This is a genomic window from Arthrobacter sp. M2012083, from assembly GCF_000281065.1.
GTDB lineage: Bacteria > Actinomycetota > Actinomycetes > Actinomycetales > Micrococcaceae > Arthrobacter.
Map to the genome: position 1 here is coordinate 1 of NZ_AKKK01000035.1, position 13254 is coordinate 13254.

10 protein-coding genes and 1 pseudogene are annotated in these 13254 nt (G+C 63.8%); 4 read left to right on the forward strand and 7 right to left on the reverse strand.

Going from position 1 to position 13254, the window contains the following annotated elements; translation table 11 throughout:
* From A477_RS23325 to A477_RS0115370, 4 genes and pseudogenes are all read right to left on the reverse strand, one after another.
* Positions 1-170, reverse strand: a pseudogene (locus A477_RS23325) (sugar phosphate isomerase/epimerase); the annotation flags it as partial.
* A 1-nt stretch (position 171) separates the two neighbouring features.
* Positions 172-1377, reverse strand: coding sequence for a Gfo/Idh/MocA family protein (locus tag A477_RS0115360; protein WP_044568982.1), 1206 nt, complete (start codon positions 1375-1377; stop codon positions 172-174).
* Between the two features lie 33 nt (positions 1378-1410).
* Positions 1411-2532, reverse strand: a complete 1122-nt coding sequence (locus A477_RS0115365) for a Gfo/Idh/MocA family protein (protein ID WP_017199837.1) — start codon at positions 2530-2532, stop codon at positions 1411-1413.
* Positions 2529-3290: a sugar phosphate isomerase/epimerase family protein gene (locus A477_RS0115370; RefSeq protein ID WP_017199838.1), complete on the reverse strand. Its 762-nt coding sequence runs from the start codon at positions 3288-3290 to the stop codon at positions 2529-2531. Before A477_RS0115370 ends, A477_RS0115365 begins: the two co-directional genes overlap by 4 nt.
* Positions 3291-3507: 217 nt before the next feature.
* On the opposite strand from A477_RS0115370, the gene A477_RS0115375 reads away from it, so the two are divergent.
* Positions 3508-4725: an ROK family transcriptional regulator gene (locus A477_RS0115375; protein ID WP_026005668.1), complete on the forward strand. Its 1218-nt coding sequence runs from the start codon at positions 3508-3510 to the stop codon at positions 4723-4725.
* Positions 4726-4810: 85 nt separating this feature from the next.
* Positions 4811-6004 carry an MFS transporter gene (locus A477_RS0115380; protein WP_017199840.1) on the forward strand — a complete coding sequence of 398 codons (1194 nt, stop codon included), beginning with the start codon at positions 4811-4813 and terminating at the stop codon, positions 6002-6004.
* A 136-nt stretch (positions 6005-6140) separates the two neighbouring features.
* On the opposite strand, the gene aceB is transcribed toward A477_RS0115380, so the two are convergent.
* Together aceB and aceA are read right to left on the reverse strand one after the other, a co-directional pair.
* The gene (gene aceB, locus A477_RS0115385) at positions 6141-7793 is read right to left on the reverse strand and encodes a malate synthase A (protein ID WP_017199841.1); all 1653 of its coding nucleotides are present in this window, start codon (positions 7791-7793) and stop codon (positions 6141-6143) included.
* 111 nt (positions 7794-7904) lie between these two features.
* The gene (gene aceA / locus A477_RS0115390; protein ID WP_017199842.1) at positions 7905-9236 is read right to left on the reverse strand and encodes an isocitrate lyase; all 1332 of its coding nucleotides are present in this window, start codon (positions 9234-9236) and stop codon (positions 7905-7907) included.
* 144 nt (positions 9237-9380) lie between these two features.
* On the opposite strand from aceA, the gene A477_RS0115395 reads away from it, so the two are divergent.
* The gene (locus A477_RS0115395) at positions 9381-10895 is read left to right on the forward strand and encodes an XRE family transcriptional regulator (protein ID WP_017199843.1); all 1515 of its coding nucleotides are present in this window, start codon (positions 9381-9383) and stop codon (positions 10893-10895) included.
* Positions 10896-11098: 203 nt separating this feature from the next.
* Complete coding sequence (locus A477_RS0115400; protein WP_044568974.1) at positions 11099-12400, forward strand: serpin family protein; 1302 nt, start codon at positions 11099-11101, stop codon at positions 12398-12400.
* Here the strand turns inward: A477_RS0115400 and A477_RS0115405 are convergent.
* Positions 12397-13011, reverse strand: coding sequence for a TetR/AcrR family transcriptional regulator (locus A477_RS0115405; RefSeq protein ID WP_017199845.1), 615 nt, complete (start codon positions 13009-13011; stop codon positions 12397-12399). The genes A477_RS0115400 and A477_RS0115405 overlap by 4 nt on opposite strands.
* Between the last annotated feature and the right edge of the window lie 243 nt (positions 13012-13254).

Here is a 13254-nt window from a genome sequence, read left to right on the forward strand (position 1 = left end):
GCGAGTTTGGATTCGACGTAGCCGGGTTCGTCCCAACGCCAAGCGTCCAGGTGGTCTCCGGAGACGGCGATTTCCAGGCCGTCGTAGCCCCAGCCCGAGGCAAGGCGCGCAACTTCCTCGAAGGGGAGGTCGGCCCACTGGCCAGTGAACAAGGTGTACGGGCGGGGCATGTCAGGCTCCTTCGGATACGGCTGCGTTGAGCTGGACGAGTGAACTCTTGGCGGCCGCGGATTCTTCCACGGCGGCGAGGATGTGTTGGACGTTCAAGCCTTCTTCGAACGACGGCGACGGGGCCTCACCGGCCGCGATGGCAGTGAGGAAGTCGCGGATCTGGTGGGTGAAGGTGTGTTCCCAGCCGATAATGTGTCCTTGCGGCCACCACGCTTCCAGGTAGGGGTGCTCGGGCTCGTTGACCAGGATCCGGCGGAAGCCCTGCTCGCGGACCGGCACGGTAGCGTCCAGGAAGCCGAGTTCGTTCAGGGCCTCGAGGTCAAAGAGGATGGTGCCCTTATCGCCGTAGATTTCGAGCTTGAGGGAGTTCTTCTGTCCCGTTGCTACCCGGCTGACTTCCACTGAGGCGATTGCTCCGGAGGCGAGGGATAGCGTGGCCCAAGCGGCGTCGTCGACCGTGACATCCTCGGGACCATCAGCGCCGGGGCGGCGGTCCACAAAGGTGTGCAGACGGCCGGAGACTTCGGTGACGGCATCGCCCAGGAGGAAAAGGACCTGGTCGATGGCGTGAGAGGCGATGTCGCCGAGCGCGCCGGAACCGGCAGTTTCCTTGCGGAGCCGCCAGGTCATGGGGGACTTGGCGTCGGAGAGCCAGTCCTGCAGATAGGCGGCGCGGATGTGCCGGACGATTCCGAGCCGGCCTTCGGCGATGAGTTCCCGGGCAAGGGCCAGGGCCGGGACGCGGCGGTAGTTGAAGCCGATCATGGACTGAACCCCTTGGGCCCGCGCAGAAATGGCTGCTGCGGTCATGGCTTCGGCTTCGGCGATGGTGTTGGCCAGCGGCTTTTCCACCAGGACGTGTTTCCCGGCGGCCAGTGCGGCGGTCGCGATTTGGGCGTGCATCCAGCCGGGGGCGCAGATATCGACGATGTGGATATCGTCGCGTTCAATCACGGAACGCCAGTCGGTGGCGGACTCGGCCCAACCGTACTTTGCGGCGGCCTCCGCGACGGCATCGGCGTCCCGACCGACGAGCACTTTCTGTTCGAAGGCCGGGACGTCGAAGAAGCTGGCCACGTTCCGCCACGCGTTCGAATGGGCCTTTCCCATGAAGGCATAGCCGATGGCGGCAACCCCCAACGGGGAGGATGCGTGGCCGTTGGCCGGGGAAGGCGTATGGTCGGACGGGTGGGCGGGGGTGGTCATGTTCTTCTTCATTTCCTATCGCTTTGCGGGCTGCTAGAGCGTTGCGGTTTCGGGCGCCCAGTCCTCAGGGAGGGCGGCCGAGGCAGGCGCGTTGCTGGTGACGTCCACGAATGAGCCCGATTCCACGGATTCGGAGATCGAGACCATGGTGTCCAGCACGTGGTAGGCGAGCTCGCCGGTGGCCCGGTGCGGTGCACCGGAGCGCAGGGCACGGGCCATGTCCAGCACGCCCAGGCCACGGCCGTTGGCTGGTCCGGTGGATGGAATGATCTCGGGTTCTTCCGCCCCGGGGCGCCACAGCTTCAGGTCGCCGTCGAAATAGTTCGGATCCGGCAGCGACAGCGTCGCCTCGGAGCCGGTGATCTCCACAAATCCCATGCGCTGGCGCGGGGACTCAAACGAGAACACGCTGTGCGAGGACTGGCCGCCCTCGAACTGCGCCATCGCGGACACATGGGTGGGGACCTCGACGGCGAATTCCTCGCCGGCCTTGGGTCCGGAACCGATGACGCGGGTCGCCTTGGCGGAGGAGCCGACGGCGGCCACCTTGCGGATCGATCCGAAGGTCTGGATCAAGGCGGTGAGGTAGTACGGGCCCATGTCGAACAAGGGTCCGGCACCGTGCTGGAACAGGAAAGCCGGGTTTGGGTGCCAGGATTCAGGGCCGGGTGTCTGGAACGTGGTCATGCCGGTCAGCGGTGTGCCGATGTCCCCACGCTCGATGATCCGGCGGGCGGTCTGCAGGCCCGCTCCGAGGAAGGTGTCCGGGGCGGTGCCGAGGCGGATACCCGCCGCGTCAGCTGCTTTGAGCAGGCCGAGCCCGGATTCACGGTCCAGGGAGAACGGCTTCTCGGTCCAGACGTGCTTGCCCGCGTTCACCGCCGCTGTGGCGACCTCGACGTGCGCTGCCGGGATGGTCAGGTTCACGATGATTTCGACGTCGGGATGGTTCAGTGCCAGCTCGGGGGCACCAAATTCGGGGATCCCGTATTCCTTGGCCCGTGCCTCGGCGGCGTCGACGAAGAGGTCCGCGATCACCAGGACTTTCAGGTCCGGGAAAACGGTGAGGTTGTCCAGATACTGCTTGCTGATGTTGCCCGCGCCGATGACGGCGACGCCGACCGTGCCCTTACGGGTTGAGGGTGCGAAGCTCATGCTTGTACTCCTTCGGCGGCCTCTGCGCTGGCTGCAGCGGTCAGATAGGCCAGGCTCTCAGTGATGCCCTGGAAAATGTCACCGGAGTAGTCATCGAATTCCACAACCCCTACTTCCAAGGACTTGGCAGCGGCGATGACGTCCAGCACGGGGATGGTGCCTTGGCCGGCGGGCTGCTGTGCCTTGGTGTCGGTGTTTCCCGGGCCGTCCTTGATATGGATGAGCTTCACACGGTCGCCCAAACGGGCGAGCAGTTCCACGGGATCCTGGCCACCGACGGCAACCCAGTAGGTGTCTACTTCAAGGACGAGCTCCGGATCCAGCAAGCCCTCAAGGTACTCCAGGGCGGTCTTGCCTTCGATGGTGGACTCAAGCTCCCAGGCATGGTTGTGGTAACCGACACGGATGCCGTATTCAGCACCCTTCTTCGCTGCAGCGTTGAGCTTGGCTGCCGTGCCCTGGATGGTCTCGGCGTCCTGCCAGTGCTCGGCCGGGAGGAAGGGATCGATCACGGTGGTGATGCCCAATTCCTTGGCCGCTGCAAAGATCTCGTCCTGGTCCTGGGACAGGAGCGGTGCGTGGCCGGAAGGAGCGGTCAGCCCGTTCTCCTTCAGTGCAGCTCCGAGCTCCTTGGCAGTGGCCACGAAGTTGTACGGTTCAACCTGCGTGAAGCCGATCTCGGCAACCTTCCTGATGGTTCCAGGCAGGTCCTCCTGGATGGCATCGCGGAGGGTGTACAGCTGGAGTGAGTACGACATGGGGTTCCTTTTCCGGGAAGGCGTTCTGGAATATCGGCGAGATGGCGTCAGTCTAGTGAGCCGCTGCCGAGGGAGCTACAGATTCCATCAACCGTGGTCTGATCATGAACTTCTTTCAGCCTAGAGGGACTTATGCCGAGCGTCTACCAAAAGTCGCAAGAAATTCGACCGACTTCCACCGGATGACATGCATAAGCAATCATGCTTCACTAAATGCATGACATCTGAGGCCGGAATCGACGCCGGATACAACTCCGCGCCCGAGGCCGGCAATCTCTCACGCGCCGGTAATCTCTTCCAGCTCCTCCGCGACGGCAAGGCCCGCACCCGCGCGGAGCTCGCCGAAACCACGGGGTTGGCCCGGTCCACTGTGGCCTCACGCATTGACGCCCTCATCAGCTCGGGACTCGTCGGGCCAGCCGGTGAAGCGACCTCCACAGGCGGCAGGCCGCCGTCGCGCTTCGCCTTCAATCCCGCCGCGCGCGTGGTCCTGGCGGTCGACGTCGGTGCTACCCACGTGATTGTTGCCGTCACCGACCTTAGCGGCAGCATCCTTTCCGAACGGCGTTTGGGGCAGGAAGTTGCAGACGGACCCGAGGTAGTCCTGGGTCGCGTAGTCTCCGCAGGCCGCCAGCTTCTTGCCGAGGCAGGGAGGGAACTCGGCGACCTCGCCGGCATGGGAATCGGACTGCCCGGGCCCGTAGAACACGACACCGGACGCCCCGTAAAGCCGCCGATCATGCCGGGTTGGGACGGGTTCGACGTCGCCACTTACGTTCAGCGCTCGTTGCCCGTTCCGGTGTTGGTGGACAACGACGTCAACATCATGGCCCTCGGCGAACGAACCGCGTACTGGCCGGACCATGACAACTTCTTGTTCATCAAGGTAGCCACCGGCATCGGCGCGGGAATCATCAGCAGCGGTGAACTGCAGCGCGGCGCCAACGGCACCGCCGGCGACCTCGGCCACGTCCGGGTTCCCCGCGGCGACGACGTCCTCTGCCGGTGTGGCAACCAGGGCTGCCTTGAGGCGCTTGCCTCAGGTCCCGCCGTCGCGCGCCAACTCCAATCGCAAGGACTGGAAGCTTCTACGGGTGCCGATGTCCTGCGGCTCGTGGGCGAAGGAAACCTGCAGGCGATCCAGGCGCTGAGGCAGGCCGGGCGCGACGTCGGCGACGTACTGGCAACCGTGGTCAACCTGCTCAATCCGTCCATGATCATCATCGGGGGAAGTGTGGGCGAGGCCGGAGAACACCTCGTGGCAGGCATCCGTGAAGTGGTCTACCGGCGCTCCCTGCCCCTGGCGACCACGCACCTGCGCATCGGTATTTCCATGGCCGGAGACCACGCGGCCATCCTCGGCGCCAGCCGGATGGTCACGCAGCATGTCCTGTCGCCGGCAGTGATTGAGGCCACGCTCCAGGCAGCGGGATAAGCGCTCCTTATGGCCTTTCGCGGCGCGGGAGCGTGATAGCAATGAAAGTGATGAAAACGCTTCCTGTCACCTTTCGGCCTGTCCAATGAGCCAGTTTCTCGCCAAGATTCCCCGCGGCTGGCTGATCCTTGCGTGCATCGGGCTGATCGCCCTCAACATGCGAGGGCCTTTCGTGGCCGTAGCGCCCGTGGTGGACTCCCTTCGGCAGGACCTCGGTTTTTCACCGGTTGAGCTCGGACTGCTCACCGGCATCCCGGTGCTCTGCTTCTCCCTCGCTTCGCCCTTGGCCTCACTTGCGGGCCGCCGCCTTGGGGCTGAAGTCGCCGTGATGCTCACGTTGCTCGGCGTGCTGGCCGGCGTAGTGATCCGCTCCAGCGGCGGCGGCGTTTCGGTGATGGTGGGAACGGTCATCATTGGTGTGGCCATCACTATCGGCAACATCGCGGTGCCACTCATCATCCGGCGCGACTTCGCCCCTCGGCGCCAGGCAACCGCGATGGGCGTCTACACAGCTGCCCTCAACGTCGGCTCGTTCCTCACATCCGTGGCCACGGCACCACTTGCAGAGCTGGTGGGATGGCGACTTTCCTTGGCCGCGAGCGCGTTGTTGGCCTTGGCGGCCATCTTGTTCTGGGTGCCCGCTGTTGGTGCCCGGAAGGCCTTTGTTCCGCTGGCGGTTCCGGCTCCTCCCCCCTCTGCGGCCGGTCGTGTTGCGGGTGTTCGATGGCTGACCGCGGGCCTCACACTCGGTTTTGCGGGCCAGGCGTTCTCCTACTACGGGGTCACCGCCTGGCTGCCGAGCTTCCTGTCCGACGAACTCGCCATGGGTACCGCCGACGCCGGTGCAGGTTCCTCGCTGTTCCAGATTTTCGCCATTGTTGGCGGCCTGGGCGTTCCGCTCCTGGCACGCTTCGCCAGTACGACGACGGTAGCGGTCACCTTGAGTACGCTGTGGCTCACGGTTCCCGTGGGTCTATTGCTGGCGCCTTCGTGGTGGTGGATGTGGTCCTCGCTGGGCGGTGTCGCCCAGGGTGGCGGCATCACGGTGATCTTCATTGCCATCATCAAATTCGCGCAATCACAGGCTGCCGCCGGGAAGATGTCCGCCGTGGTGCAAGGCGTTGGCTACTGCTTCGCTGCGTTGGCTCCCACTGTCGTTGGGTTCGTGCACAGTGTTACCGGAGGGTGGACGGCGCCGCTGTTGGTGATCCTTGGCTCGGTGCTCGCGTTCTGCGTGTGCACCACGTCGTCCGTGCGCTGGGTGGCCCGGCAGCGGTAGCGGGCCGTCGATATGGAGGCGGGCCGGGCATGGAAGAGCCCCGTTGCTGGGCTGCCTCCCCGACGGTCGGGGTCACTTGTTGCGAAGAGTGCAGGCAGCCCAGCGTCGGGGCTTGATGTGTCGTTACCCAGTGGATCTAGGCGGCGACGAGTTCCTCTTCCGTAGCCTCCTCCCGGGCCTCGGTGAGGAAACGGGCGTAGGCGGGGATGGTCAGGAAGGTGGGGAATTCCTCGGCCAGGGTGACTTCTTCGAAGATGGCACGGGCGTCAGCGAAGCGGTCTCCGTCGAAGCGTTCCAGGCGGGCGAATTCCTCGTCCAGCATGTCTTCCACCCATTCGCGGGTGATGATGTCGCCGCGGTCGGTAATGGCGTGGGAGTGGATCCACTGCCAAAGCTGGGACCGGGAGATCTCGGCGGTGGCAGCGTCTTCCATGAGGTTGTGGATGGCCACAGCTCCGTTGCCCCGCAGCCAGGATTCGATGTAGCGGATGCCAACCTCGATGTTCAGGCGAACGCCGCCTTCGGTGATGGTGCCCTCGGTGCTGGCAATGTCGATCAGCGCCCGGTCATCCGGTGTGACGTCCTCGCGGGAGCGGTCCAGCTGGTTGGGGCGGCTTCCAAGAACTGAGTCAAAAACTTCCCGGCAAACAGGCACCAGGTCCGGGTGGGCCACCCAGGAGCCGTCGAAACCATCGTTCGCTTCACGGGTCTTGTCCGCCCGGACCTTGTCGAACGAAGCCTGGTTTGCTGCTTCGTCCTTGCGGTTGGGAACAGCGGCTGCCATGCCACCGATCGCCATGGCCCCGCGGCGGTGGCAAGCCCGGACCAGCTGCTCCGTGTAGGCGCGCATGAACGGCTGGGTCATGGTCACCTGTCCGCGGTCCGGGAGCACGAAACGCGGTCCGCGGGTACGGAAGTTCTTGATCAGCGAGAAGATGTAGTCCCAACGTCCGGCGTTCAAACCTGAAGCATGATCGCGCAGTTCGTAGAGGATCTCCTCCATCTCGAACGCGGCCGTGATGGTTTCGATCAGCACGGTGGCGCGGATGGTGCCCTGCGGGATGCCTAGCAGGTCCTGAGCCAGGACGAAGATGTCGTTCCACAGCCGGGCTTCGAGGTGGTTCTCGATCTTCGGCAGGTAGAAGTACGGGCCCTTGCCCTGGGCCAGCAGGCGGCGGGCGTTGTGGAAGAAGAAGAGCCCAAAGTCCACGATGCCGCCGGCGATCGGCTTGCCGTCGATCAGCATGTGCTTTTCCGGCAGGTGCCAGCCGCGGGGACGGACCACGATGGTGGGCAGGTCCTCGGCAGCCTTGAGCTTGTACTCTTTGCCTTCCGGGGAGGTGAAATCGATCCGGCGCTCCAAAGCATCGGTCAGGTTCAGCTGGCCCTGGATGACATTGCGCCACGTCGGCGTGGACGAGTCCTCCATGTCGGCCAGCCACACCTTGGCACCGGAGTTCAGGGCGTTGATGGTCATCTTCTTGTCCACCGGGCCCGTGATCTCCACGCGGCGGTCCTCCAAACCCGGAGCCGGGGGAGCCACACGCCACGACGGGTCGTTCCGGATGCCCTCAGTTTCCGGACGGAACCGCGGATCCTGGCCGGCGGCGATCTGCCCACGGCGGGCGTGCCGTGCCTGCATCAGCTCCTGACGACGGTCAGCAGTAGCCCGGTGCAACTGGCCGATGAACTCCAAGGCGTCCGGAGTCAAAACCTCGTTCTGCCGGCAGATGGGCTGCGCGGTCAAAGTGATGCCATTGATAGTGAAGTTGTCAGTGAAGCTGTTCATTCTAATACTCCTAAGAAAAGGTTCGACGGCGGCGCCTCGGTGAGGTGGACACGTAGCAGGCAGAGCATCACCGCTCCGTAGGCCGGAGGCGGCAGCCGCCGTCGGAAGTGGTTAGTGGAACTGGCCCTCTTCGGTCGATCCGACCAGTGCGAGGGTGGATGCGTTCGGGTTGAGCGCGGTTGCGATGTCGTCGAAGTAGCCGGTGCCGACTTCGCGCTGGTGCTTGGTGGCGGTGTAGCCGCGGGACTCGGAGGCGAATTCCTTTTCCTGGAGCTCGACGTAGGCGCTCATGCCTTCCCGGGCGTAGCCGTGGGCGAGGTCGAACATCGAGTAGTTCAGGGCGTGGAAGCCGGCCAGGGTGATGAACTGGAACGTGAAGCCCATGGCACCGAGTTCGCGCTGGAACTTGGCGATGGTGGTGTCGTCCAGGTGCTTGCGCCAGTTGAAGGACGGGGAGCAGTTGTAGGAGAGCATCTGGTCCGGGAACTCGGCCTTGACCGATTCGGCGAACTTGCGGGCCAGTTCCAGGTCCGGGGTGCCGGTCTCCATCCAGATGAGGTCGGAGTACGGGGCGTAGGCCTTGGCTCGGGCAATGCAGGGTTCGATTCCGTTGCGGACCTTATAGAAGCCCTCGGCCGTCCGCTCGCCAGTGATGAATTCCTGGTCGCGCTCGTCAACGTCGGAGGTGATCAGCGTTGCGGCTTCGGCGTCGGTTCGGGCAATGACCACGGTGGGGGTGCCGGCGACGTCGGCTGCCAGGCGGGCTGCGTTCAGGGTCCGGATGTGCTGCTGGGTGGGAATCAGGACCTTGCCGCCGAGGTGGCCACACTTCTTTTCGGACGCGAGCTGGTCTTCCCAGTGAACGCCCGAAGCACCTGCGGTGATCATGGACTTCATGAGTTCGTAGGCGTTGAGCGGGCCACCGAAGCCTGCTTCGGCGTCGGCGACGATCGGGACCAGCCAGTCCTCAACAGTCTTGACGCCCTCGGCATATTCGATCTGGTCTGCGCGGAGCAGGGCGTTGTTGATGCGGCGGACAACCTGGGGGACCGAGTTGGCCGGGTACAGGGACTGGTCCGGGTAGGTCTGGCCTGAGAGGTTGGCGTCGGCGGCCACCTGCCAGCCGGAGAGGTAGATGGCGCGGAGGCCGGCCTTGACCTGCTGTACTGCCTGGTTGCCGGTCAGTGCGCCAAGGGCGTTGGTGTATCCGCCGGTGGGTGCTTCCTCGGTGAGCTGCTTCCAGAGTTTCTCCGAACCGCGGCGGGCCAGGGTGTGCTCTTCGGAGACGCGACCGCGGAGGCGGACGACGTCGGTGGCCGAGTAATCACGGGTGACGCCTTCCCACCGCGGGTTGGCGGACCATTCAAGTTCCAGCGCTGCTGCCTGCTCGCTTGCTGTCTCCTGTGCGGAGTGCTGCTCTGCTGGTTCAAACGATGCGGTCATTGCATGTCTCCTAAGTGGTGCCCGGGCCGGCCTCCGCTGCGCCTTTGCTGCATCGGCCGGCTTGCCCGGGGTTCGTATTTCTTTTCGTAAGACCTACTTTTCTGCACTTCCACGAGGGTTACTAGAGGAAAACCATGGAAAGAAATGCACTTCTTCGCGTATTCTCAAGAAATGTCACCTGTGAGTTGGAATCGCGAAGCCGCATCGCCGTCGTTGTCCGCTGCGTCCCCTGAACTGGACGTCATCAGCCTGGGCCGCCGCGTGCGCCATCTACGCAAGCAGGCCGGGCTGACCCTTGACGACTTGAGTGCCGCCGTCGGGACCGCACCGAGCCAGCTGAGCCTTATTGAAAACGGCAAACGCGAACCCAAGTTGGGTCTCCTTCAGCAGCTCGCTGCGTCGCTGAATGTGACCATCGATCAACTTCTGGGAGCGGAGCCGCCGAGTCGTCGGGCAGCCTTGGAGATTGAGCTGGAGCGGTACCAGCGGGGACCACTGTATGAGTCCCTCAACCTGCCCAAAATCCGCATCAGCTCGCGGCTTCCGCTCGATGTGCTGGAGTCACAGGTGGGGCTGCTTCAGGAGCTCGAACGCAAACTTAATGAGCAAGTCGCGACGCCGGAAGAAGCCCGCCGCGCGAACGGCGAGTTGCGTGCCATGATGCGCGAGCGCGGCAACTACTTCCCCGAGTACGAGGCGGAGGCGCAGAAGGTCCTCAAAGGGGTGGGTTACACCACCGGTCCGCTGAGCCAGCACGTCATCGCGGACATCGCCGAGAACCTGGGTTTCACCCTGCACCATGTGGGTGATCTTCCCCATTCCACGCGCTCCGTGACCGATTTGAAGAACCGCAGAATTTATCTGACGCAGAACCAACGCCAGGACCACGACCCCCGTTCAGTGCTCCTGCAGGCGCTTGGCCACTATGTGCTGGGGCATGAAACTCCGCGAAACTACGGGGATTTCCTGGCGCAGCGAGTGGCCACCAACTACTTCGCGGCCGCTTTGCTGCTTCCCGAACAAGCAACCGTGGAATTCCTGCAAAAAGCCAAGGCCGCCAAGGAAATTGCCGTGGAGGACATCCGGGATGCCTTCGCAGTGTCCTACGAAACCGCCGCGCACCGCTTCACCAACCTTGCCACCAAGCACCTGGGCATCACCACGCACTTCCAGAAAACGCATCAGTCCGGCATCATCTACAAGGCGTACGAGAACGACGGCGTGACCTTCCCGCAGGATCACACCGGGGCGATTGAAGGGCAACCGTCGTGCAAAGCATGGACCTCGCGCGCCGTATTTGACGTGCCGGACAAGTTCAGCGCGTACAGCCAGTACACGGACACGCCATCGGGCACTTACTGGTGCACGGCCCGCACGGAGCGCTCCGCTGCCGGCGAATTCTCGTTGAGCATCGGGGTGCCGTACCAGCACGTGAAGTGGTTCCGAGGCCGGGAGACCACCGCCCGTGCAACGTCCAACTGTCCGGACCCGAACTGCTGCAAGCGGCCGCCGGAGTCTCTGGCTAGCGAGTGGGCCGGCAACGCGTGGCCTTCCGCCCGCGCACATTCACACCTGCTCGCCGCCATGCCGCCCGGCGCCTTCCCCGGCGTGGACGAGACCGAGGTCTACTCGTTCCTGGCGGCGCACTCCGAACGCTGACGCTCGCTCACGTCCCTCGTGCTTGGGCGTGACGCTCGCTCACGTCCCGGCACCATTTGGCGATCCCTCTCTCACGTCCCTCGTGCTTGGGCATGACGCTCGCTCACGTCCCGGCACCATTTGGCGATCCCTCTCTCACTTCGCGTGAATTCCCTCCTCAAACGGAGCACCATGTAAGGACAACGCCAAACAGGGGATGGGCCATGAAACGAACTTGGAGAGTGGCAGCGCTGCTCGCGGCAGCAGCCTTGGCGAGCGGCTCCGCGACTATCAGTGCCTGCGCGCCGCAACCAACCGACGTCGGGCTCCAAACCGCCGACGGTGTGACTCGCGTTTCTGTCCAGACCACCGACTATTCGACGCAGCTTGCGGCCTTCAACACCTCTGCACGGAAGCTCGGCGCCACACTGCTGACGGACGGCGGCGACTCCGCCACCGGCAACGTAGTGTCGTCGCCTGCCAGCCTGCTGATTGCGTTGAGCATGCTTCGGGCCGGGGCATCCGGGGCCACAGCTCAGGAGATGGACTCCGCCCTGGGGTTGCCCAAAGAGGGGCGCGACGAAGCGATGAACGCACTGCTCGCCTCCCTCGAGAAGTTCGACGGCGACCCGGGCTCAGTCGATGAAGGGAACCCGCCGCGTCAGCCGGTCATGCACGCCGCCAACGGGCTGTTCGTTGACGAAGGCGTGCCCACCGGCGAGGCCTTTCTCACGACGCTCGCCAAACATTTCGGCACAGGCGTATACCCGGTGAACTTTCAGGACGAGGCCGTGACCAAACCAGCAATCGACCAGTGGGTCGGTAAGAACACCGGCGGCCGGATCAAGGAAGCACCCGCACAATACGATCCTGACAACACCTTCAGCCTGCTCAATGTCCTCTACTTCGCCGCCGCCTGGCAGACGCCGTTCGACGCGAATGACACGGCGGACGGCCCCTTTACCAAGGGCGGGGAAGTATTCGACGTGCCAATAATGCACTCTTCGCTCACCATGGCGTACGCCGAAGCTCCCGGATGGAAGGCCGTGGATCTGCCTTACGCCGAGGGTTTCGTCATGCGGCTGGTACTGCCCGACGGCGGTGCTTCGGGTTCGGCTGGTCCGTCGGCGGTTTCCGCGGAGGTGCTGGCGGACGTGGCTAAAGGGTTGGGTTCCGCCAAGCAAGGCATGGTTCAGATCAGCCTCCCCAAGTGGGACCACAAGACCACGTTTGAGCTGCGGAGAATCTTCAAAACACTTGGACTTGACCAGATGCTGGCCACGGACAAAGACTTCGACGCGATCCAGCAGGGCATGAAACTGACGCAGGCGGCTCAAGCTGCCAACGTCACCGTTGCCGAAAAGGGGACCATTGCCTCCGCCGTGACCCAGATGAATGCGGAGGCCTCCAGTGCCGTGGTTCCGGACCGGGAGATCGTCTTCGACCACCCCTTCCACTACCAGATCGTTCACCTCGAGACAGGAATGCCACTGTTCACGGGATGGGTGGCGGACCCGCGAAGCTAGCGGACCAGGCGCTGCACCAGCACCGCGGCGGCTTCGATAACCTCGTCGGCCTCACGCTTAGTGGGACTGAGGGCCACTTCCTGCCCGGCGACGGTGATGATGTCGGTGATCACCGCAACGGTGAGCCTGCCAAGGGTGTCGCCACTGGCGCCCAGGAGCACGGAATTCTGCCGGACCCATTCACGGCCACGTTCGCGTCTGAGCACCTCGAAGCCCGGGGGAGTGTCGCCTTCTATGAACACCCGCTCCAGGTCCCGGTGTTTCCAGGTGTAGTCGAAGTAGCTGCGGCTGCCGACGTCGAACAGTGCCAGGGGATCGTCTTCGCCGGCCTTGCGTGCCTTGGCCACGGCAGCAGCTACGAGTCTTTCGTGTTCGTTTTGGTAGTCGTTCCAAAGGGCCAGGAAGAGCTCGGTCTTACCGCCGAAGTGGTGATAGAGGCTGCCCACGCTCGACCCTGCCCGCGCCACGATGTCCGAGATGCTCGCGTCGGTAAAGCCATGCTCAACGAACACGCTGGCGGCCGCGTCCAGCAGAGTGCGCTGTGTTGCGGCGGTGCGGGTCCACTGCCAGGAGCCCGCAGTGGTGGCTGCATCGGATGTTTTGCGAACCATGCTGTGGGCTCCTCTCGCAGGCAGGACGTCGACCGGAGTGTCGAACAGCGATTTTTTGAAATCCTACCTTCCAAATAATCCACATAGCCAGCAACAAGCCTTGACTGTTCCTTGGGGGACAAGAAATAATTCTGGAAGTCTGTTCTAGAAATGCATGTTGCGGTGTGTATCCGAATGCTGCGATTTTTGACGTCGAACGCCCCGAAACCCGGGTGCCGTTTTCACCGTCGGGCTGCAACTGGT